This is a genomic window from Pseudomonas fluorescens, assembly GCF_004683905.1.
Lineage (GTDB): Bacteria > Pseudomonadota > Gammaproteobacteria > Pseudomonadales > Pseudomonadaceae > Aquipseudomonas > Aquipseudomonas putida_A.
The window spans coordinates 2,401,289-2,423,012 of sequence record NZ_CP038438.1 but is presented as its reverse complement, the minus strand read 5'-3'; the positions used below and the strand labels follow the sequence as shown (position 1 = coordinate 2,423,012).

The following is a 21,724-nucleotide window of genomic DNA, read 5'->3' as shown; positions in this document are numbered from 1 at the left end:
CGGTGTTTTTGAGGGCCTCTTCGCGAGCAAGCCCGCTCCCACATTGGATTTGTGCATGACACAGATCCAATGTGGGAGCGGGCTTGCTCGCGAATGAGGGCAACTCGATTTTCAGACCTGCGCCTGTGCACCCTCGAACCACGCCAGTTTCTCGCGCAGCTGCACCACTTCCCCCACGATCACCAGCGTCGGCGCATGCACTTCATGCTCCGCCACCAGACGCGGCAGGTCGGCCAGCGTGCCGGTGAAGACTCGCTGATTGACCGTGGTGCCCTGCTGGATCAACGCCGCCGGGGTGTCCGCGCTGCGACCGTGCTTGATCAACTGCTCGCAGATCACCGGCAAGCCCACCAGGCCCATGTAGAACACCAGCGTCTGCGCCGGGGCGACGAGGTCGGCCCACGGCAGATCGGTGGAACCATCCTTCAGATGACCGGTGACGAAGCGCACCGACTGCGCGTAATCGCGATGGGTCAGCGGAATCCCGGCATACGCCGCGCAACCGCTGGCCGCCGTGATCCCCGGCACCACCTGGAACGGAATCCCGTGGGCCGCCAGCTCTTCGATTTCTTCACCGCCGCGACCGAAGATGAACGGGTCACCGCCCTTCAAGCGCACCACGCGTTTGCCGGCCTTGGCCAGATCCACCAGTTGCTGGTTGATCTGATCCTGTGGCACCGCATGATCAGAGCGACGCTTGCCGACATAGACGCGCTCGGCATCGCGACGGCACAGCTCAAGAATCGCCGGAGCGACCAAGCGGTCGTACAGCACCACGTCGGCTTGCTGCATCAGGCGCAAGGCGCGGAAGGTCAGCAGATCCGGATCACCCGGCCCTGCCCCCACCAGATACACCTCGCCGGTGGTGACGGTCGCTTCGCCATCAATCTTGGCCTGTAACAGCCGCTCGGCTTCATTACCCTGCCCGGCCAGTTGTCGGTCGGCAATCGGGCCCTGAAACACGTCTTCCCAGAAACCACGGCGCTGCTGCACATCCGGAAACAGGTTTTTCACCTGATTGCGGAAACGCGCGGCAAGACCGGCCAGTTGGCCGTAGGTCGAAGGAATCCAGGTTTCGATCTTGGCGCGAATCAGCCGCGCCAGCACTGGCGCATCGCCGCCGCTGGACACCGCGATGATCAGCGGCGAGCGGTCAACGATTGCCGGGAAGATCACGCTGCATAGCTGCGGCGCATCGACCACGTTGACCGGCACGCAACGCCGATGGGCATCGCTGGAGACCTGCGCATTCAGCGTTTCATGGTCGGTGGCGGCAATGATCAGCCCGCAACCGTCCAGATCCGCTTCCACGTAACCACGCAGCAGACATTCGCCGCCGCTGGCGCTGACCAGTTCGCGCAGTTGCGCTTCGATTTGAGGTGCGACCACCCGCAGCAGCGCACCGGCATCGGCCAGCAGGCGGGATTTGCGCAAGGCAATTTCCCCCCCACCGACCACCAACACACGACTGCCGCGCAGGTTGTGAAACAGCGGCAGATATTTCATTTAACCGATGACCTCGAGGCCACCCATGTACGGCTTCAGTACGTCCGGCACACGGATCGAACCGTCGGCCTGCTGGTAGTTTTCCAGCACCGCCACCAGCGTACGACCGACCGCCAGACCCGAACCGTTGAGAGTGTGTACCAGCTCAGGCTTGCCGGTTTCCGGGTTGCGGAAACGCGCCTGCATGCGGCGGGCCTGGAAATCACCGCAGTTGGAGCACGACGAAATTTCGCGGTACTTGTCCTGGCTCGGAATCCACACTTCGAGGTCGTAGGTTTTCACGGCGCTGAAGCCCATGTCACCGGTGCACAGCGCCAGGGTGCGGTAAGGCAGACCCAGCAGTTGCAGGACTTTTTCGGCGTTGGCGGTCAGGCCTTCCAGCGCTTCCATCGAAGTCGACGGCTCGACGATCTGGACCATTTCAACCTTGTCGAACTGGTGCTGACGGATCATGCCGCGAGTGTCACGGCCCGACGCACCGGCCTCGCTGCGGAAGCATGGGGTGTGGGCGACGAACTTGATCGGCAGCAGTTTCGAGTCGACGATTTCACCGGCCACAATGTTGGTCAGCGACACTTCGGCGGTCGGGATCAGGTACAGATCGGCTTCGCCTTCGCGAGCGATCTTGAACAGGTCTTCTTCGAACTTCGGCAGCTGACCGGTGCCTTGCAGCGCCGGGGCCTGGACCAGATAAGGCGTGTAGGCCTCTTCGTAGCCGTGCTCGTTGACGTGCAGGTTGATCATGAACTGCGCCAGAGCGCGGTGCAGACGGGCGATCGGACCGCGCAGCAGAGCGAAACGGGCGCCGGACAGCTTGGCGGCGGTTTCAAAGTCCAGCCAGCCGAACTTCTCGCCCAGTGCAACGTGGTCTTTCACTTCGAAATCGAACTGCGTCGGCGTGCCCCAGCGGCGCACTTCAACGTTATCGTCTTCGTCTTTGCCGACCGGTACCGATTCGTGCGGCAGGTTGGGGATACCCAGCAGAATCGAGTCCAGCTCGGTCTGGATCGCGTCCAGCTCGACCTTACCGGCACTCAGCTCGCCCGCCATGCGCTCGACGTCCGCCATCAGCGGCGCGATGTCTTCGCCGCGCTGCTTGGCCTGACCGATGGATTTGGAACGCGCGTTACGCTCAGCCTGCAGTGCTTCGGTGCGGGTCTGGACGGTCTTGCGCTGTTCTTCCAGCGCTTCGATGCGCGCGGTATCCAGGGCAAAGCCACGGGAAGCCAGGCGGTCCGCTACGTCCTGAAGGTTGCTACGTAACAGTTTGGAATCGAGCATGTCGGTTTCTCGTTATCAAAGTTTGGTCAGGGACAGGCCGGCCCACGTCGCGAGCAGCCCGCCGAATACGCTGATCGCCGCATAGCCCAGGGCCAGCGGCACTTGCCCGCTTTCCAGCAGGCGCACCGTATCCAGTGAAAAGGATGAAAAAGTCGTCAGCCCCCCGAGGAAGCCGACCATCAACCCGGCACGCACCTCGATCGGCACCTCCGGGCGTATCAAAAACAGGCCGTACAACACGCCAATCAGCAGACAGCCCACGATATTAACGGCCAGCGTCGCGGTATAGAAGTGCCGCGGCCAATTGGCGTTGACCCAATTGCCGGTGGCGAAGCGCAACAGGGTGCCGGCAATCCCGCCGACGGAGACCGCAACGATCAATGGAAGCACTATTTTCTCCGCTGTCTTGGGCTTAAACGGTCGAGTTGAGCGAGGTGGTTGAGCTTCTCGCCGATCTTCAATTCCAGGCCACGGGGCACCGGTTGATAGAACGGGATCGGTTCGAGCTCTTCCGGGAAATAATCTTCGCCGGCGGCATAGGCGTCCGGTTCGTCGTGGGCGTAGCGGTATTCGTCGCCGTAACCCAGTTGTTTCATGAGTTTGGTCGGTGCATTGCGCAAGTGCAGCGGCACTTCCAGCGAACCGTACTCGGCAGCGGCGCGCAGCGCAGTCTTGAAACCCATGTACACCGCGTTGCTTTTCGGTGCACAGGCCAGATAGGTGATGGCCTGAGCCACCGCCAACTCGCCTTCCGGGCTGCCGAGGCGCTCCTGCACCTCCCACGCCGCCAGGCACAGGCTCAGGGCGCGCGGGTCGGCGTTGCCAATGTCTTCGCTGGCCATGCGCACCACGCGCCGCGCCAGGTACAACGGATCGCAGCCGCCGTCGATCATCCGCGCGAACCAGTACAGCGCGCCGTCGGGGTTGGAGCCGCGTACCGATTTGTGCAGCGCGGAGATCTGGTCGTAGAACGCTTCGCCGCCCTTGTCGAAGCGCCGTCGGGTGTCACCGAGCAGACTTTGCAGCAACTCGGTGCCCATCTCGCTGTTGTCTTCGGCCAGATCCGAGGCGTTCTCCAGCAGATTGAGCAGGCGCCGGCCATCGCCATCGGCGGCCGACAGCAGCATCTGGAAGCCTTCATCGCTGAGGGTCAGGTTGCGCTTGCCCAGCCCGCGCTCTTCGGTGAGCGCGCGATGTACCAGTTTGAGCAGTGCGGTCTCGTCGAGGCTTTTCAGCACATAGACGCGGGCCCGCGACAACAGCGCGTTGTTCAATTCAAATGAAGGGTTTTCGGTGGTGGCACCGATGAAAATCAGCGTGCCGTCTTCGACGTACGGCAGAAACGCATCCTGCTGCGATTTGTTGAAGCGGTGCACTTCATCGACGAACAGGATCGTGCGCTTGCCGTACTGGCCGGCCTGCTGTTTGGCGATTTCAACGGCCTGACGGATCTCCTTGACCCCGGCAAGCACCGCCGAGACCGTTTCGAAGTGCGCATCCGAGACTTCCGCGAGCAATCGCGCCAGGGTGGTCTTGCCCACGCCCGGCGGCCCCCAGAAGATCATCGAATGCAGGGCACCCTGCTCCAGCGCCTCACGCAGAGGCTTGCCGCGAGCGAGCACGTGCTCCTGACCGACATACTCATCCAGATTGGTCGCACGCAAACGCGCGGCCAGTGGCTGGGCAATCGGTGCACTGCGAAACAGATCCATCACGTAGCGTTGAAACCTCTGATTGTCTTAAAGCCTGTCGAGAACCCTGTGGTGAGGGGATTCATCCCCGACTGACTGCGTAGCAGTCACCTTTTTTGGGGCTGCTCGCAGCCCATCGGGGATGAATCCCCTCGCCACAAAAGCCCCTTCACAGAACTACAGGGCTGAGGGCTTATTCCTGGATAACGTCAGCACCCTTCGGGATGTCGAACTTGAACTTCGACGCCGACACCGCTTCGTTGGCCTTGACCCCGGTGAACAGGATGTTGGTGCGCTGACCAACGCTGTCGATCAGTTGCATGTCATTGACCAGGCCGTTGCGGAACGACAGACGCAGGCTGTCGAACAGGGTGTCCTTGGTCTTCGGCTTGAGGGTGAAGTCGATCACGCCACCTGCCTCTTTCGCGCTGATCTCGAAGCTCTGGCTGATCTTCGACACGTCACCGGACAGCAGCAGCGCCGGGGTCTGGGTCAGACGCTCGTCGAGCTTCTTGATGGTTGCCTGCTCCAGATCCGGGTCCCACAGGGTGACCTTCTTGCCATCAGAGACCATGGTCTGCTCGTTTGGCGCTTCGGTGTGCCAGTAGAACAGGCCCGGACGCTGCAGAACCATATCACCGCGAGTTTCCTGCAACTGCGTGCCGCTGCCGTCGAGGGTCAGCTGCGAGAAGTTCGCGGTCAGGGTTTTCGATGTTTCCAGCAATTGGGTCAGACGCGCCACGTCCTTGTCGTCGGCGTGGGCCGTGAACGTGGTCAGCGCCAGTACTGGCAACAGCATGCGGATAAGACGCATGGGAGTCCTCTTGAATACTCGTTGGGAGAGCGGCGGCACATCATTGTCCCGCCCTTTGCTTTTGCAATCAGTCGCGAACCGGGCCCGGGGCCAGAACTTCACGCGAACCGTTGGTGTTCATTGAGGTGACGACCCCGGCCATTTCCATGGCTTCGATCATGCGCGCAGCGCGGTTGTAACCAATCTTCAGCTTGCGCTGTACCGCGGAAATCGACGCCCGGCGGCTTTCCAGGACGAACTGTACGGCTTCGTCATACAGCGCGTCGGCTTCCGGATCATCACCGTCACCGCCACCGCTGCTGCCTTCGAAACCGCTGCCCGCCTCTTCGACACCGTTGAGGATGTCATCGTTGTATTCCGGTGCGCCACGCAGTTTCCAGGCTTCGACCACGCGGTGCACTTCATCGTCGGAAACGAACGCGCCGTGCACCCGGATCGGCAGGCTGGTGCCCGGTGGCATGTAGAGCATGTCACCGTGACCGAGCAGTTGTTCGGCGCCACCCTGGTCGATGATGGTCCGCGAGTCGATCTTGCTCGACACCTGGAACGCCATACGCGTCGGAATGTTGGCCTTGATCAGACCGGTGATCACGTCCACCGAAGGTCGCTGGGTCGCGAGGATCAGGTGAATACCGGCGGCACGCGCTTTCTGTGCGATACGCGCAATCAGTTCTTCAACCTTCTTGCCGACGATCATCATCATGTCGGCGAATTCGTCGACCACCACGACGATGGTCGGCAGCTTCTGCAGCAGCGGCGCTTCGTCGTGAATGCTTTCGCGCTTGTACAACGGATCGCTCAACGGCTCGCCGGCATCCTGCGCTTCCTTGACCTTGGCGTTGAAGCCGGACAGGTTACGCACGCCCATCTTCGCCATCAGCTTGTAGCGACGTTCCATCTCGGCAACGCTCCAGCGCAGGGCGTTGGCAGCGTCTTTCATGTCGGTCACTACCGGACACAGCAGGTGCGGAATGCCTTCGTAGATCGACAGCTCGAGCATTTTCGGGTCGATCATGATCAGTTTGGCGTCGTCCGGCCCGGATTTGAACAGGATCGACAGGATCATCGCGTTCACGCCCACCGACTTACCGGAGCCAGTGGTACCGGCGACCAGCAGGTGCGGCATCTTCGCCAGGTCGGTGATGACCGGTTTGCCGCCGATGTCGTGGCCCAGGGCCAGGGTGACCGGCGACTTGAAGTTGTCGTACTCGGGGGTCGACAGCACTTCGGAGAAACGCACGATCTGCCGGTCTTCGTTGGGGATCTCGATACCGACCGTGGTCTTGCCCGGAATCACCTCGACCACCCGCACACTGGTCACGGCCAGCGAACGTGCAAGGTCTTTCGCCAGGTTGGCGATGCGGCTGACTTTGACGCCGGCTGCAGGCTGGATTTCGTAACGGGTAATCACCGGGCCCGGGTGGATCGAGTCCACGGTGACTTCGACGCCGAATTCCTTGAGCTTGATCTCCAGCAAGTGGCCGACTGCTGCCAGGGATTCCGGCGAATAGTTGAGTTGTTTCTTTTCCGCAGGATCGAGGATCGAGATCGGCGGCAAGGTGCCTTCCACGGCGCTGTCGACGAACAACGGCACCTGTTTCTCTTTCTGCACACGCTTGCTTGGCTCGGGCGCCTTGACCGGAGCCGGGGCGATAACCGGCGGCACCTGCTTCTCGCGATCGGACATGTGCTTGCTCAGGGCCTGTTCGCGCTCGATGAGGCGCTCCTTGACCTTGGCCTGTTCACGCTTGTCGGTAACGGTCGGCGCCACCACGTCGTGGACGCGATCATCGACTTCACGCAGCTGCGCAACCAGTTGCTTACGCTCGGTACGCGCCGACCACCAGCGGTTGATCGCGCCCTGGAACAGTTCGAACAGGTCGAGGGTGATCTTGCCGGTGACGTCCATCACCTTGAACCACGACAGGTCAGTGAATACGGTCAGGCCGAACAGGAACAGTGCAATGAACAGCAGCGTGCTGCCCTGGATATTCAGCGCGTTACGCGCCAGATCACCGAGACTTTCGCCCAGCGCCCCGCCGGCGCCCGCCGGCAGGCCGGTGGCCGCATGAAAATGGATATGCGCCAGCGCGGCGCCCGACAGCACCAGAAACACCAGACCAATCAGGCGCCAGGAGAACAGCCAGCCGCTCCACTGCCACGGCTCGTGGCGTTGACGGAAGATCTGATACGCCTTGACCGCCAGCAGCAGCGGGAAGATGTACGCGAAGTAACCCAGCACCATGAACAGGATGTCGGCGCTGTAAGAACCGGCGGGGCCGCCGAAATTCTGCACATCGTCGATCTTGCTGTTGTGGCTCCAGCCCGGATCGTCCTTGCCGTAGGTCAGCAAGGCCATCATCAGGAACAGGCACAAGGCTCCGATGGCGATCAATGCACCTTCCTTGAGCCGGTAGTGCAATTGCTGGCGCCAGAGCGGAACGACTGTTTTTGGTGCTGCGGTGGATTTCTTCAAAACGCTTCTTTTCCTGCGCCCGGGGCGCGTCCATCTATTGAATGTCGATAAAAAACTGCCCAATCCAGGCAGGTAAAAAAGTGAACCGGCGCATCTGAGACTACTTTTAACACTGTGCCGCAGCTTTTATAAACACAGCCATAAACACAGCGCTCTACAAATATTCTGTAACAGCCCGGCATTGTACGGGTTTGTGCGGCTGATGCCATGCTTCAACCCATAGCTGAGCATAGCCAAGCGCACAAATACTGCGTTTCAATTTGAGCATGCATTGTCTTATGTGACAAAGGCTTATGAGGTGTATTTGATGAACGCAGCGAAGCATTCACGCCTGATCATTCTCGGCTCCGGCCCTGCCGGTTACAGCGCCGCCGTGTACGCCGCCCGTGCCAACCTCAAACCGGTGGTGATTACCGGGCTGCAGGCCGGTGGTCAGCTCACCACCACCGTCGAAGTCGACAACTGGCCTGGCGACGTCGAAGGCCTGACCGGTCCGGCGCTGATGGAGCGCATGCAAAAACACGCCGAGCGCTTTGCCACAGAGATCGTTTACGACCACATCCACACCGCCAAGTTGCAGCAGCGCCCGTTCGAACTCATTGGCGACAGCGGCACTTACACCTGCGACGCGCTGATCATCGCCACCGGCGCCTCGGCGCAGTATCTGGGTCTACCTTCGGAAGAAGCCTTCGCCGGCAAAGGGGTTTCGGCGTGCGCGACCTGTGACGGCTTCTTCTATCGCAATCAGGTGGTCGCCGTGGTGGGCGGCGGCAATACCGCTGTCGAGGAGGCGCTGTACCTGTCGAACATCGCCAGAGAGGTGCATTTGATCCATCGCCGCGACAAATTGCGCTCGGAGAAAATCCTTCAGGACAAACTGTTCGAAAAAGCCGCCAACGGCAACGTTCGCCTGCACTGGAACCAGAATCTGGACGAAGTGCTGGGCGATGCCAGCGGCGTGACCGGTGCGCGCCTGCGTGACAGCCACAGCGGGCAGACCCGCGAACTGACACTGGCCGGCGTGTTCATCGCCATCGGCCACAAACCCAACACCGACCTGTTTCAGGGTCAGTTGCCAATGCGCGACGGCTACCTGCTGGTCAAGGGCGGCAGCGACGGCGACGCCACCTCCACAGAGATCCCCGGCGTCTTCGCTGCCGGCGATGTGGCCGACCACGTCTACCGCCAGGCCGTGACCTCGGCCGGCGCCGGCTGCATGGCGGCACTGGACGCGGAGAAGTATCTGGACGACATTCCTGTCATTTAACGGCACACTTTATCGCGGGCCTGATGCCCGCACTGCCCTCCCCTTCTGCAAGCCTGGACGCCATGCTGACTTGGTTACAACGCAATTCCCTGACCTTCCCGCCCCTGGAAAAGGCCATGCGCGATCCCAATGGATTGCTGGCTGCCGGTGGCGATCTGTCCGCCGATCGGCTGGTGCAGGCTTACCGGCACGGCTGTTTTCCGTGGTTCTCCGAAGGCCAGCCGATCCTCTGGTGGTCGCCGGACCCACGCACCGTGCTGTTTCCCGACGAACTGCATGTCTCGCGCAGCCTCGGCAAACTGCTGCGCAAACAACGCTACCAGGTGACCTTCGATCAGGATTTCGACGCCGTGATTCGTGCCTGCGCCGCCCCCAGGGATTACGCCGACGGCACCTGGATCACCGAAGCGATGCAGGACGCCTACCTCGAACTGCACCGCCGCGGCTTCGCCCACTCGGTCGAGGTCTGGGATCAGGGCCAACTGGTCGGCGGCCTGTATGGCCTGGCGATGGGTCAGCTGTTTTTCGGCGAATCGATGTTCAGCCGCGCCGACAACGCCTCCAAATTCGGCTTTGCCACGCTGGTGCAGCATTTGAAAGACGCTGGATTCGTTCTGATTGACTGCCAGATGCCGACCGATCATCTGCACAGCCTCGGCGCCCGCGCGATCCCCCGCCACGAATTCGCCGACTATCTGGCTCGCCACCTGGATCAACCGAGTCGTGCCACCTGGGTTTGCTGAGCGACTTTTGCGCGCGTGGCTTACACTTAATTCACCAGCTTATCCCGAGGGTTGATCATGACCGAGTTGGCGCGCTTGAAGTTCTATGCCACTCAGCCTCATTCCTGCAGTTATCTGCCCGAGGAGCAGGCGACGACGCTGTTTCTCGATCCGAGTCAGCCCATGGATGTGCACGTCTACGCAGACCTGTCGGAAATGGGTTTTCGTCGCAGCGGCGATCATCTGTATCGGCCCCATTGCCAGAATTGCAATGCGTGCGTGCCTGCACGCATCCCGGTGGCGCAGTTCCTGCCCAACCGCCAGCAGAAACGCATTTTCAAACGCAATGCCGATCTGCAGGTACGCCCGGTAAAACCGCACTTCAGCGAAGAATATTTCGATCTGTATCAGCGCTACATCGAGCAGCGCCATGCCGACGGCGATATGTACCCGCCGAGCCGGGACCAGTTCTCGACCTTTCTGGTGCGCGATCTGCCCTTCTCGCGCTTTTATGAATTTCGTCTCGACGGACGGTTACTCGCCGTCGCGGTGACCGATCTGCTGCCCAATGGCTTGTCAGCGGTCTATACCTTCTACGAACCTGACGAGGAACGCCGCAGCCTGGGGCGTTTCGCAATTCTGTGGCAAATCACCGAAAGCCAGCGCCTGGGGCTAGAGGCGGTGTATCTCGGTTACTGGATCAAGAACTGCAAAAAGATGAACTACAAGACCCAGTATCGCCCCATTGAATTGCTGATTAATCAGCGCTGGGTGATTCTTAACTGATCGCAAGCCGTAAACCCCTTGGCTTAAACCCCCTTTTTCGGGCACAATGCACGCCGCTTTTGCCTGGCGCAGTTGCACCGGGCCATTCATTGGACACCGAGGGCTTTACTGCATGTCGAAAGAAGACAGCTTCGAAATGGAAGGCACTGTCGTCGACACCCTGCCCAACACCATGTTTCGTGTGGAGTTGGAAAATGGGCACGTCGTAACCGCGCATATCTCCGGCAAGATGCGCAAGAACTACATTCGTATTCTTACCGGTGACAAAGTGCGCGTCGAGCTGACGCCCTATGACTTGAGCAAAGGGCGCATTACTTACCGCGCTCGCTAATCAAGTCAATACAAGACGCCCGGCTTTGCCGGGCGTTTTTGTTTGTCTGCGATTTGGGTTTGGGTTTGGGTTTGGGTTTGGGTTTGTGAGCATATCCGTTGCTGCGGTGGTTGCTGATTACGGTTCCGCCCTTACGGCGGGTCACTTTTTCCAAACGCCGAAAAAGTAACCAAAAAGGCTACCCCCGGCGTACGGCACTTCGCTGAGGCTCAGTGTTCCCTCGCTACGGTGCCCATCAGGGGGCATCGCCTCCGGTTTGCTTCGCTGCACCTCCTCTCGATGGATGCGGCTTCGCCGCATGGCGCTGCGCGCCCACCCCCCTGATGGACACCTACGCTCGGCCTGCCGAAGGGGTTGAAGATCAAAAGCCACATCAAAAGCCACATCAAAAGCCAAAGCCAAAGCAGATCAAAAGATCACAGCCTTCGGCAGTTCCTACATGGGATTGGGTGTTTTCATTTGGAGTTTGGTCGGCTGGCAGGCCGCCTTCGCGAGCAAGCCCGCTCCCACAGTGGATTGGGGTAGGCAGTTGGAGATTGGTAGGCTGGTCGGCCGCCATCGCTGGCAGGCCAGCTCCCACAATTGGGCCGGGTGCATCAGCAAGAGATTGGTCGGCTGTCAGGCCGCCATCGCCAGCAGGCTGGCTCCTACAATTCAGAGAGCGTGCAACCCTGCGGCGAAGCCGCCCCACTCAACACGATGAGCGTTAGCTCGAGTAAAGCTTTTGATCTCAGGGCCCGTCGGCAGGCTGAGTGGAGGGATTTATCCGGGGTGGGAGCGCAGCGACCGTTTGGCGCAGCCAAACACAGCGAGAGGAGGTGCAGCGAAGCAAACCGTAGGCGCTGCCCCCCGGATGAATCCCGCAGCGAAGGAACCCGAGCCTAAGCGAGGGCCGAACGTCAGGGTAAAGCCCTTTTGGTTACTTTTGGGGCGTTTGCCAAAAGTGACCCGCCGTCAGGGCGGAACCCTAGGCGGCCGTTACCGCAGCAACGGATATACACCCAAAAACCCCAGACAACAAAAAAGGCGCCCGAAGGCGCCTTTCGCTTTACAACAGACCAACAACCGTCAGGCCATCTCCGCCGTGGTTTCGAAGTCAAACGTCAACTCACCATCCTTGATGTCGATGTGCACCACACCGCCATGCTCGGCCAGCTCGCCAAACAGAATCTCCTCCGCCAGCGGACGCTTGATCTTGTCCTGGATCAGACGCGCCATCGGACGTGCGCCCATCGCCGAGTCATAACCACCGGCCGCCAGCCAACTGCGCGCCGCATCGGTAACCTCCAGCAACACACGCTTGTCCTCCAACTGCGCCTGCAGTTCGGTAAGGAACTTGTCCACCACGCTTTTGATGACCTCATGGCTGAGGCGACCAAACTGGATAATGGTGTCCAGACGGTTACGGAACTCCGGCGTGAAGCTCTTCTTGATCACTTCCATCGCATCAGACGAGTGGTCCTGATGGGTGAAACCGATCGAAGCACGCGCCGCGGTTTCGGCACCGGCGTTGGTGGTCATGATCACGATCACATTGCGGAAATCCGCCTTGCGCCCGTTGTTGTCGGTGAGCGTGCCGTGGTCCATCACCTGCAGCAGCAGGTTGAAGACTTCCGGATGCGCCTTCTCGATTTCATCGAGCAGCAATACGCAGTGCGGTTGCTTGGTGATCGCTTCGGTCAACAGACCGCCCTGATCAAAGCCGACATAGCCCGGAGGCGCACCGATCAGACGCGATACGGTGTGGCGCTCCATGTACTCGGACATGTCGAAGCGCACCAGTTCGATACCCAACGCCTTGGCCAGTTGCCGCGCGGCCTCGGTTTTACCGACACCGGTAGGACCTGCGAACAGGAACGAGCCGACTGGCTTGTCAGGCGACTTGAGCCCGGCACGGGACAGTTTGATCGCGGTCGACAGCGAATCGATCGCCGCATCCTGACCAAACACCGTCAGCTTCAGGTCGCGCTCCAGGTTACGCAGCAATTCCTTGTCGGAGCTGGTGACGTGTTTTGGCGGAATCCGCGCGATCTTCGCCACAATGTCTTCAACCTGCGGCACTTCGATGCGTTTGACGCGCATCTCGACCGGCTGCAGGCGCTGATAGGCACCCGCCTCGTCGATCACGTCGATGGCCTTGTCCGGCATATGCCGGTCATTGATGTAGCGCGATGCCAGCTCGGCAGCAGCGCGCAACGACTCATCGCTGTATTCGATGTTGTGGTGCTGTTCGAAACGCCCTTTCAGGCCGCGCAGGATACCGATGGTGTCTTCCACCGACGGCTCGACAACATCGACCTTCTGGAAGCGTCGTGCCAGCGCACGATCCTTCTCGAAGATTCCGCGGAATTCCTGGAACGTGGTCGAGCCGATGCAGCGAATGTCGCCAGACGACAGCAGCGGCTTGAGCAGGTTCGAGGCATCCATCACGCCACCGGACGCAGCACCCGCACCGATGATGGTGTGAATCTCGTCGATGAACAGGATCGCCTGCGGACGTTTTTTCAGTTCATTGAGCAGCGCCTTGAAGCGCTTCTCGAAATCACCGCGATACTTGGTGCCTGCGAGCAGTGCACCGAGGTCGAGCGAATAGACGACGCTGTTGGCCAGCAGATCCGGCACCTGGTTGTCGACAATGCGCTTGGCCAGGCCTTCGGCAATCGCGGTTTTACCCACACCTGCCTCGCCGACCAGCAACGGATTGTTCTTGCGCCGACGCGCGAGAATCTGCGCGACACGCTCGACTTCCATCTCGCGGCCGACCAGCGGGTCGATCCGACCCTGGCGCGCGAGTTCGTTGAGATTGCTGGCATAAGCATCCAGCGGATTGCCTGAAGAAGAAGACTCACCGCCCTCGTCGTCCTGCATATCTTGTTCACCTTCAGAGTGATCGCCGTGCCCTGGCACTTTGGAAATGCCGTGGGCGATGTAATTGACGACATCAATGCGCGCAACGCTCTGCTGTTTCAGCAGGAATACGGCCTGACTCTCTTGCTCACTGAAGATTGCAACCAGCACGTTGGCGCCGGTTACTTCGCGTTTGCCCGAGCTCTGCACATGAAAGACAGCACGTTGCAGTACACGCTGGAAGCCCAGGGTTGGCTGGGTTTCGCGATCTTCGTCGTGGACGGGGATCAATGGCGTGGTGGAGTCGATGAACTCCTGCAGGTCGTGCTTGAGTTTGTCGAGGTTTGCGCCGCAGGCACGCAATACGGTGGCGGCAGCCTCATTGTCCAATAGGGCCAGCAGCAGGTGTTCGACGGTCATGAATTCATGACGCTTCGAACGAGCCTCCTTGAAGGCAAGATTGAGGGTGACTTCGAGCTCGCGGTTTAACATAGCTTCACCTCATACCCAAGTGGTCGGCGATTAACCGTCCTTCTCGATTTCACAGAGTAGCGGATGCTGGCTTTCCCTGGCGTACTGGTTGACCTGCATGGCCTTTGTCTCGGCGATGTCGCGGGTAAACACTCCACATACTGCCCGTCCTTCTGTGTGAACGGCCAGCATGACCTTGGTCGCCAGCTCGCGATTCAGGTTAAAAAACACCTCGAGCACTTCGACGACGAAATCCATCGGTGTGTAGTCATCATTGAACAAAACCACCTTGTACATCGGCGGCGCCTGTAACGCAGGCTTTGCTTCCTGAACAGCAACGCCTGCCGAATCGTCGTCGTGCTCCTGTGGATGATCCTTTTGGAGAAGCGGGCGATCCTGATTGAATGTTAGTCGAATCTGGCTGATTGCATGCATGGAAAGAAAGGTTCGTCAGTTGTGCAAATACAGTGGTGGGGGCGGCTGTACACCTTTTCAACTCCGACTGCCCGGTCACCTTGACTATCGGGAAAACGGTGTTACAACCAATAGAGCCCACAGTGGGTAAAAAAGATCCGCGGAGTCAATCCTTTTAACGGATTAGATTGCGGATGTCCTGGATGATACTCCAGCGATGGAGTCTGTTGCAGAGGGATTTGAGCATGGCTGTCGGCAAGGTCAAGTGGTTCAACAATGCCAAGGGATTCGGCTTCATCAACACCGATGCCCGGGAAGGACGTGACGAGGACGGCAAAGAGGTCGATTTCTTTGCCCACTACTCGGCCATTGAGATGGACGGGTATAAAACTCTCAAGGCCGGGCAGATCGTCAGTTTCGACATCGTCCAGGGGCCCAAAGGCCTGCACGCGGTAAAGATCAAAGCGGCAACCGTGGCAGGCGAAGCGGCTATGCATGCCCCTCATACAGAAACGGTATCAGGCTGACTCAACCGTCACCCAGTCATGAAAAAACCGCCCGAAGGCGGTTTTTTTGTACCTGCACGATTTACATGTGCTTGATGATCGCCTCACCAAAGCCCGAAGAAGACACCAGCGTGGCGCCTTCCATCAGACGTTCGAAGTCATAGGTCACGGTCTTGGCCTTGATGGCGCCGTTAGTGCCCTTGATGATGAGATCCGCTGCTTCGGTCCAGCCCAGATGACGCAACATCATCTCGGCCGACAGAATCACCGAACCCGGGTTGACCTGGTCCTTGCCGGCGTACTTCGGCGCGGTACCGTGGGTCGCCTCGAACATGGCCACGGTGTCGGACAGGTTGGCGCCCGGCGCGATACCGATACCGCCCACTTCCGCCGCCAGGGCGTCGGAGAGGTAGTCACCGTTGAGGTTCAGCGTGGCGATTACGTCGTACTCGGCTGGACGCAGCAGGATCTGCTGAAGCATGGCGTCGGCGATGGCGTCCTTGACGATGACTTCACGGCCGGTTTTCGGGTTCTTGAATTTCATCCATGGGCCGCCATCGAGCAGCTCGGCGCCGAATTCTTCCTTCGCCACCTCGTAGCCCCAGTCCTTGAAGGCACCTTCGGTGAATTTCATGATGTTGCCCTTGTGCACGATGGTCAGCGACTTGCGGTCGTTGTCCACCACGTATTGCAGGGCCTTGCGCACCAGACGTTTGGTGCCTTCCTTGGAAACAGGCTTGATGCCGATACCGCAATCCTGGTCGAAACGGATCTTGGTGACGCCCATTTCTTCTTTCAGAAACTTGATGACCTTGGTGGCCTCAGGGGAGCCGGCCTTCCATTCGATACCGGCATAAATGTCTTCCGAGTTCTCGCGGAAAATCACCATGTCGACGTCGCCAGGCTTTTTCACCGGGCTCGGCACACCTTCGAACCACACCACGGGACGCAGGCAGACATAAAGATCGAGTTGCTGGCGCAGGGCCACGTTGAGGGAGCGGATGCCACCACCGACCGGGGTGGTCAGCGGGCCCTTGATAGAGACCACGTAATCCTTGACGGCGTCCAGGGTTTCCTGGGGCAGCCAGGTGTCCTGGTCATAGACTTGAGTCGCTTTTTCGCCAGCATAAACCTCCATCCAGGAAATCTTGCGCTTGCCCCCGTAGGCCTTGGCCACGGCAGCATCAACCACTTTGATCATCACCGGGCTGACGTCGACGCCAATGCCGTCACCTTCGATGAAGGGGATGATCGGGTTATCAGGAACATTGAGAGAATGGTCTGCATTGACGGTGATTTTGTCGCCGACGGCTGGAACCTGAATCTTCTTGTAACCCATGCTGAACTCCATTGTTTGGATTGAACATCTGGCTTGGTTCGAGCGTAACCCAGTTAAATCAACACGCAAACCCTCTGTTCACGGCGCGGGCACATCTGGTTTCGTACAACCCTGAAAGCAAAGGGAAAAGCGCCAAACTCAAGCATTCGCAGCGACTCTACGCCCCACCCGCCCCTGCGACCTTTAGACCAATGGACGAGAATCGTTGCATATGAACCATCGGCAGATTGCCAGCTACCTATGTATAATGCCGCCCGCTGACCAAAGGGTCACGACGGCTGGCCTCTCTAGCACGAGACTTTCCGCCTGATTGGTCGGGTTGTTACCGCAGTCCGACTGCTTGACGCTCTACTGATGCACCCAACATCACCGCGAAGAATCTCGACATTCGGTTCATGGATGACTTTGAACGAACGCGCTTACCCGGCGCCCCTCGAGTTTCTGCGCACGCTTTAGCAAAGAAGAGAGAGTTAATCCGAATATGCCCACCCGCTCGAAGATCATCTATACCTTCACCGACGAAGCTCCAGCCCTCGCCACCTATTCCCTGCTGCCGATCATCGAGGCTTACACCGCCTCGGCCGATATCGCCGTGGAAACCCGCGATATCTCTCTTGCAGCACGCATCCTGGCCAGCTTCCCCGAGCAACTGGGCGACAAAGCCGTAGCCGACCACCTCGCCGAACTGGGCGACCTGGCCGTTACGCCTGAAGCCAACATCATCAAGCTGCCGAACATCAGTGCTTCGGTGCCTCAGCTGCAAGCGGCGATCAAAGAGCTGCAAGCCCAGGGTTACAACCTGCCGGACTACCCGGAAACCGTGACCAACGACGCCGAAAAAGAAGCCAAGGCGCGTTACGACAAGGTCAAGGGCAGCGCCGTGAACCCGGTTCTGCGTGAAGGCAACTCCGACCGCCGCGCTCCGCTGTCGGTAAAAAACTACGCTCGCAAGCACCCGCACAAAATGGGCGCCTGGGCCAAAGACTCCAAGTCCCACGTCGCTCACATGAGCACCGGCGATTTCTACGGCAGCGAAAAAGCTGCCCTGATCGACGCCGCTGACGCTGTGAAAATCGAGCTGATCGCCAAAGACGGCAACGCAACCGTCCTGAAAGAAAAAACCAGCGTTCAGGCTGGCGAGATCCTCGACTGCGCCGTGATGAGCAAAAACGCCCTGCGCGCGTTCATCGCCGCTGAAATCGAAAGCGCCAAGGCCCAGGGCGTGCTGCTCTCGGTTCACCTGAAAGCGACCATGATGAAGGTCTCCGACCCGATCATGTTCGGCCAGATCGTTGCCGAGTTCTATAAAGACGCCCTGACCAAGCACGCTGACGTGCTGGCCCAGATCGGCTTCAACCTGAACAACGGCATTGGCGATCTGTACGCGCGCATCAAGGCCCTGCCGGCCGAGCAGCAAGCACAGATCGAAGCTGACATCGCAGCGGTCTACGCTGCTCGCCCATCGCTGGCGATGGTCAACTCCGACAAGGGCATCACCAACCTGCACGTGCCGAGCGACGTCATCGTCGACGCCTCGATGCCAGCGATGATCCGTGACTCCGGCAAGATGTGGGGCACCGATGGTCAGCTGCACGACACCAAGGCTGTGATCCCGGATCGTTGCTACGCAACCATCTACCAGGCTGTGATCGAAGATTGCAAAGCCAATGGCGCGTTCGATCCGACCACCATGGGCAGCGTGCCAAACGTTGGCCTGATGGCGAAGAAAGCCGAAGAGTACGGCTCGCACGACAAGACCTTCCAGATCAAGGCTGACGGCGTGGTTCGCGTTACCGACAGCAAGGGCAAGCTGCTGATGGAGCAGGCTGTTGAAGCCGGCGACATCTTCCGCATGTGCCAGACCAAAGATGCGCCGATCCAGGACTGGGTCAAACTGGCCGTCAACCGTGCTCGCGCCAGCAGCACCCCGGCGATCTTCTGGCTGGACCCGATGCGCGCCCACGACGGCGTAGTGATCGAGAAGGTTCAGGCTTACCTGAAGGATCACGACACCACTGGTCTAGATATCCAGATCATGGCGCCGGTCGATGCCATGAAGTACACCCTGCAGCGCACCCGCGAAGGCAAGGACACCATCTCGGTGACCGGCAACGTACTGCGCGACTACCTGACCGACCTGTTCCCGATCATGGAACTGGGCACCAGCGCCAAGATGCTGTCGATCGTGCCGCTGATGAACGGCGGTGGCCTGTTCGAAACCGGCGCCGGCGGTTCGGCGCCGAAGCACGTGCAGCAACTGGTTGAAGAGAACTTCCTGCGCTGGGATTCGCTGGGCGAATTCCTGGCTCTGGCAGCGTCCCTTGAGCATTTGGGTGTGAACTACAACAACCCGAAAGCGCTGGTTCTGTCGAAAACCCTGGATCAGGCCACCGGTCAGTTCCTCGACAACAACAAGTCGCCATCGCGCAAGGTCGGCAACATCGACAACCGCGGCAGCCACTTCTACCTGGCGCTGTACTGGGCTCAGGCCCTGGCCGCCCAGACCGAAGACGCTGCACTGCAAGCGCAGTTCGCGACCCTGGCCAAAACCCTGACCGAGAACGAGGCGACCATCGTTGCCGAGCTCAACGCCGTGCAGGGCAAGCCAGTGGACATCGGCGGTTACTACCACGCCGACGCCGAGCTGATCAGCAAGGCCATGCGCCCAAGCGCAACCTTCAACGCGGCGATTGCTGCGCTGGTTTAAGCTTGTAATGCTGCAAAGAAGCCCCGGCCCAGTGCCGGGGTTTCTGTTTCCGAATACAACACGAACCCCCTGTGGGAGCGGGCTTGCTCGCGAATGCGGTTTATCATTCAACATCGTCATTGACTGACCCACCGCTTTCGCGAGCAAGCCCGCTCCCACAGGGGATTGGGGTTTAACCAATAGATTGAGGAAGATTTATGGAATGGCTCCCCCACATCACCGTTGCCACCATCGTCGAAGACAACGGTCGCTTCCTGATGGTCGAAGAACACAAGGCCGGGCGTAACGTGCTCAACCAGCCGGCCGGTCATCTGGACCCGAACGAGACCCTGATCGACGCCGCCATCCGCGAAACCCTTGAGGAAACCGGCTGGGACGTCGAACCCACCGGCGTAATCGGCATTTATCTGTATACCGCGCCGAGCAACGGCGTGACGTATCAACGCGTGTGCTTCAGCGCCAAAGCAGTGAAACACCACCCCGACTATCAACTGGACGACGGCATCGTCGGCGCCAAGTGGTTGACCCGTAGCGAATTAATCGCTCAGCGCGACAACTGGCGCAGCGAGCTGATCATCCGTTGCATCGACGACTATCTGGCCGGCCATCACTTCAGTCTCGAACTGATCCGCCCTTCTCTTTAGCCTTGAGGCCGTGAGCCTGCTAGAATCGCGTCCTTTTTCAAGACACTCATTGAATCCCTATGCGTGATCCAGCCCCTTCTGACACATCCAAGAAGCGCGTCATTGTCGGCATGTCCGGCGGCGTGGACTCTTCCGTTTCCGCTCTCCTGCTGATCGAGCAGGGTTACGAGGTGGAAGGCCTGTTCATGAAGAACTGGGAAGAAGACGACGGAACGGAATACTGCACCGCCATGGACGACCTGGCGGATGCCCAGGCCGTGTGCGACAAGATCGGCATCAAGCTGCACACCGCCAACTTCGCCGCCGAGTACTGGGACAACGTGTTCGAGCACTTCCTGGCCGAATACAAGGCCGGTCGCACGCCGAACCCGGACATCCTGTGCAACCGCGAGATCAAGTTCAAGGCGTTCCTCGACTACGCCATGATGCTTGGCGCCGACCTGATCGCCACCGGCCACTACGTGCGCCGTCGCGACATCGATGGTCGTACCGAACTGCTCAAGGGCCTCGATCCGAACAAGGACCAGAGCTACTTCCTGCACGCTGTCGGCGGCGAACAGATCGCCAAGACCCTGTTCCCGGTCGGTGAACTGGAAAAGCCCGAAGTGCGCGCCATTGCCGAGAAATACGAGCTGGCGACCGCCAAGAAGAAGGATTCCACCGGGATCTGCTTCATCGGCGAGCGACGTTTCAGCGATTTCCTCAAGCAATACTTGCCGGCGCAACCGGGCGAGATCAAGACCACTGAAGGCGAAGTCATCGGCCGTCACCACGGCTTGATGTACCACACCATCGGTCAGCGTCAGGGCCTGGGTATCGGCGGCCTGAAAGACGCGGGCGACGAGCCGTGGTACGTGCTGCGCAAGGATCTGGACACTAACGAGCTTATCGTCGGCCAGGGCAACAACCATCCGTGGCTGTTCTCCAGCGCCCTGCTCGCTTCGGAAATCTATTGGGTCAACCCGATCGACCTGAGCCAGCCACTGCGGCTCACTGCCAAAGTGCGTTATCGCCAGAGCGATCAGGCTTGCACCCTGGAAAAAACCGAAAACGGCTACCGCGCCGTGTTCGACGAACCGCAACGCGCGGTGACCCCGGGCCAGTCCGTGGTGTTCTATGACGGTGAAATCTGCCTCGGTGGCGGCGTGATCGAAGTTGCCGAGCCGTGGAGCGGCCAGGCATGAGCCCGACTCAGGAGCAACTGACGGCGCTGGGCGGGGTGTTTCTCGCCGCCGTGCTGGTCGACCGCATCGCCAAGACCGGTCAGACCAGCGAGGCCGGCCTGAGCTGCATGCTCGGCAGCCTGCTGGTACGCGACCCGAAGGACACACTGGATGTGTACGGCGGCGACGACCTCAATCTGCGCGAGGGTTATCGGGCATTGATCGGCGCGCTCGAGCGCGACCCGAGCACCCTGCAGCGCGAGCCGTTGCGCTATGCCCTGTCGATGCTCGGTCTGGAACGCCAACTGGCCAAACGTGACGACATGCTCGACACCATCGGCAAACGCCTGCCGCAGATCCAGTCGCAGGTCGAGCACTTCGGCCCGGCCCACGAAAACGTGATCGCCGCCTGCGGTGCGCTGTATCAGGATACTCTGAGCACCCTGCGCCAGCGGATTCAGGTGCATGGCGACATGCGCAACCTGCAGCAACCGAGCAACGCTTCGAAGATCCGCGCCCTGCTGCTGGCCGGCATCCGTTCGGCACGCCTGTGGCGGCAGCTCGGCGGCCACCGCTGGCAGTTGGTGATCAGTCGGCGCAAGCTGCTCAAAGAGCTGTATCCGTTGATGCGCAGCGAGTAAATCGTCGCGCAATAAAAGTTTTGTAGTCTGTAGCGCGTAATACGCCGGTCAGTTGGCAACGGACCGGCGGATTTTTTCATGTATGATACGCGCCCCATTTCGTTGCCCGACTGTCCGA

At 59.8% G+C, this 21,724-nt stretch carries 18 protein-coding genes; 9 read left to right on the top strand and 9 right to left on the bottom strand.

What is annotated here, in order from left to right; all coding sequences use genetic code 11:
• Window positions 1–111: 111 nt before the first annotated feature.
• From cysG to E4T63_RS10835, 6 genes are all read right to left on the bottom strand, one after another.
• Complete coding sequence (cysG, locus tag E4T63_RS10860) at window positions 112–1,506, bottom strand: siroheme synthase CysG (RefSeq protein ID WP_135295445.1); 1,395 nt, start codon at window positions 1,504–1,506, stop codon at window positions 112–114.
• Complete coding sequence (gene serS, locus E4T63_RS10855) at window positions 1,507–2,787, bottom strand: serine--tRNA ligase (protein ID WP_003223852.1); 1,281 nt, start codon at window positions 2,785–2,787, stop codon at window positions 1,507–1,509.
• 15 nt (window positions 2,788–2,802) lie between these two features.
• Window positions 2,803–3,177 carry a fluoride efflux transporter CrcB gene (gene crcB / locus E4T63_RS10850; RefSeq protein WP_027614675.1) on the bottom strand — a complete coding sequence of 125 codons (375 nt, stop codon included), beginning with the start codon at window positions 3,175–3,177 and terminating at the stop codon, window positions 2,803–2,805.
• Window positions 3,177–4,499: a replication-associated recombination protein A gene (locus E4T63_RS10845; protein WP_098968158.1), complete on the bottom strand. Its 1,323-nt coding sequence runs from the start codon at window positions 4,497–4,499 to the stop codon at window positions 3,177–3,179. Before E4T63_RS10845 ends, crcB begins: the two co-directional genes overlap by 1 nt.
• A gap of 172 nt (window positions 4,500–4,671) precedes the next feature.
• On the bottom strand, window positions 4,672–5,292 hold the full coding sequence (gene lolA, locus E4T63_RS10840) for an outer membrane lipoprotein chaperone LolA (RefSeq protein ID WP_007966612.1): 621 nt from the start codon (window positions 5,290–5,292) through the stop codon (window positions 4,672–4,674).
• Window positions 5,293–5,359: 67 nt separating this feature from the next.
• On the bottom strand, window positions 5,360–7,768 hold the full coding sequence (locus tag E4T63_RS10835) for a DNA translocase FtsK (protein ID WP_098968156.1): 2,409 nt from the start codon (window positions 7,766–7,768) through the stop codon (window positions 5,360–5,362).
• Between the two features lie 307 nt (window positions 7,769–8,075).
• On the opposite strand from E4T63_RS10835, the gene trxB reads away from it, so the two are divergent.
• From trxB to infA, 4 genes are all read left to right on the top strand, one after another.
• Window positions 8,076–9,035: a thioredoxin-disulfide reductase gene (trxB, locus tag E4T63_RS10830; protein WP_135295444.1), complete on the top strand. Its 960-nt coding sequence runs from the start codon at window positions 8,076–8,078 to the stop codon at window positions 9,033–9,035.
• A gap of 62 nt (window positions 9,036–9,097) precedes the next feature.
• Window positions 9,098–9,778: a leucyl/phenylalanyl-tRNA--protein transferase gene (gene aat / locus E4T63_RS10825; RefSeq protein ID WP_047601673.1), complete on the top strand. Its 681-nt coding sequence runs from the start codon at window positions 9,098–9,100 to the stop codon at window positions 9,776–9,778.
• Between the two features lie 57 nt (window positions 9,779–9,835).
• Window positions 9,836–10,543, top strand: a complete 708-nt coding sequence (locus tag E4T63_RS10820; RefSeq protein ID WP_027614671.1) for an arginyltransferase — start codon at window positions 9,836–9,838, stop codon at window positions 10,541–10,543.
• A 112-nt stretch (window positions 10,544–10,655) separates the two neighbouring features.
• Window positions 10,656–10,874, top strand: a complete 219-nt coding sequence (infA, locus tag E4T63_RS10815) for a translation initiation factor IF-1 (protein ID WP_002553999.1) — start codon at window positions 10,656–10,658, stop codon at window positions 10,872–10,874.
• A gap of 1,068 nt (window positions 10,875–11,942) precedes the next feature.
• Here infA and clpA read toward each other — a convergent pair.
• On the bottom strand, window positions 11,943–14,213 hold the full coding sequence (gene clpA, locus E4T63_RS10810) for an ATP-dependent Clp protease ATP-binding subunit ClpA (protein ID WP_097088113.1): 2,271 nt from the start codon (window positions 14,211–14,213) through the stop codon (window positions 11,943–11,945).
• Window positions 14,214–14,243: 30 nt separating this feature from the next.
• Entirely contained in the window at window positions 14,244–14,627 is a 384-nt protein-coding gene (clpS, locus tag E4T63_RS10805) for an ATP-dependent Clp protease adapter ClpS (RefSeq protein ID WP_098968154.1), read from the bottom strand.
• Window positions 14,628–14,851: 224 nt separating this feature from the next.
• Between clpS and E4T63_RS10800 the strand changes: the two genes are divergently transcribed.
• Window positions 14,852–15,133 carry a cold shock domain-containing protein gene (locus tag E4T63_RS10800; RefSeq protein WP_098968501.1) on the top strand — a complete coding sequence of 94 codons (282 nt, stop codon included), beginning with the start codon at window positions 14,852–14,854 and terminating at the stop codon, window positions 15,131–15,133.
• A gap of 61 nt (window positions 15,134–15,194) precedes the next feature.
• Here the strand turns inward: E4T63_RS10800 and icd are convergent, their stop codons facing one another.
• Window positions 15,195–16,451 carry an NADP-dependent isocitrate dehydrogenase gene (icd, locus tag E4T63_RS10795; protein WP_003223831.1) on the bottom strand — a complete coding sequence of 419 codons (1,257 nt, stop codon included), beginning with the start codon at window positions 16,449–16,451 and terminating at the stop codon, window positions 15,195–15,197.
• A 481-nt stretch (window positions 16,452–16,932) separates the two neighbouring features.
• On the opposite strand from icd, the gene E4T63_RS10785 reads away from it, so the two are divergent.
• The 4 genes from E4T63_RS10785 to hflD all read left to right on the top strand — a co-directional run bounded on the left by E4T63_RS10785 (window position 16,933) and on the right by hflD (window position 21,606).
• Window positions 16,933–19,158, top strand: a complete 2,226-nt coding sequence (locus E4T63_RS10785; RefSeq protein WP_135295443.1) for an NADP-dependent isocitrate dehydrogenase — start codon at window positions 16,933–16,935, stop codon at window positions 19,156–19,158.
• Between the two features lie 197 nt (window positions 19,159–19,355).
• Complete coding sequence (locus E4T63_RS10780) at window positions 19,356–19,802, top strand: NUDIX hydrolase (protein WP_007964846.1); 447 nt, start codon at window positions 19,356–19,358, stop codon at window positions 19,800–19,802.
• A 59-nt stretch (window positions 19,803–19,861) separates the two neighbouring features.
• Window positions 19,862–20,986, top strand: a complete 1,125-nt coding sequence (gene mnmA, locus E4T63_RS10775) for a tRNA 2-thiouridine(34) synthase MnmA (protein ID WP_027614667.1) — start codon at window positions 19,862–19,864, stop codon at window positions 20,984–20,986.
• A complete protein-coding gene (gene hflD, locus E4T63_RS10770) occupies window positions 20,983–21,606 on the top strand; it encodes a high frequency lysogenization protein HflD (protein ID WP_003223824.1) in 624 nt (207 codons plus the stop codon). The genes mnmA and hflD overlap by 4 nt, the downstream gene beginning before the upstream one ends.
• Window positions 21,607–21,724 lie beyond the last annotated feature (118 nt).

Coding starts and splice junctions, on each gene's coding strand:
- cysG (WP_135295445.1), bottom strand. CDS start 1,506: ATGAAATATCTGCCGCTGTTTCACAACCTGCGCGGCAGTCGTGTGTTG.
- E4T63_RS10785 (WP_135295443.1), top strand. CDS start 16,933: ATGCCCACCCGCTCGAAGATCATCTATACCTTCACCGACGAAGCTCCA.
- lolA (WP_007966612.1), bottom strand. CDS start 5,292: ATGCGTCTTATCCGCATGCTGTTGCCAGTACTGGCGCTGACCACGTTC.
- E4T63_RS10780 (WP_007964846.1), top strand. CDS start 19,356: ATGGAATGGCTCCCCCACATCACCGTTGCCACCATCGTCGAAGACAAC.
- trxB (WP_135295444.1), top strand. CDS start 8,076: ATGAACGCAGCGAAGCATTCACGCCTGATCATTCTCGGCTCCGGCCCT.
- E4T63_RS10845 (WP_098968158.1), bottom strand. CDS start 4,499: ATGGATCTGTTTCGCAGTGCACCGATTGCCCAGCCACTGGCCGCGCGT.
- serS (WP_003223852.1), bottom strand. CDS start 2,787: ATGCTCGATTCCAAACTGTTACGTAGCAACCTTCAGGACGTAGCGGAC.
- E4T63_RS10820 (WP_027614671.1), top strand. CDS start 9,836: ATGACCGAGTTGGCGCGCTTGAAGTTCTATGCCACTCAGCCTCATTCC.
- E4T63_RS10800 (WP_098968501.1), top strand. CDS start 14,852: ATGGCTGTCGGCAAGGTCAAGTGGTTCAACAATGCCAAGGGATTCGGC.
- hflD (WP_003223824.1), top strand. CDS start 20,983: ATGAGCCCGACTCAGGAGCAACTGACGGCGCTGGGCGGGGTGTTTCTC.
- clpS (WP_098968154.1), bottom strand. CDS start 14,627: ATGCATGCAATCAGCCAGATTCGACTAACATTCAATCAGGATCGCCCG.
- icd (WP_003223831.1), bottom strand. CDS start 16,451: ATGGGTTACAAGAAGATTCAGGTTCCAGCCGTCGGCGACAAAATCACC.
- infA (WP_002553999.1), top strand. CDS start 10,656: ATGTCGAAAGAAGACAGCTTCGAAATGGAAGGCACTGTCGTCGACACC.
- mnmA (WP_027614667.1), top strand. CDS start 19,862: ATGCGTGATCCAGCCCCTTCTGACACATCCAAGAAGCGCGTCATTGTC.
- clpA (WP_097088113.1), bottom strand. CDS start 14,213: ATGTTAAACCGCGAGCTCGAAGTCACCCTCAATCTTGCCTTCAAGGAG.
- aat (WP_047601673.1), top strand. CDS start 9,098: ATGCTGACTTGGTTACAACGCAATTCCCTGACCTTCCCGCCCCTGGAA.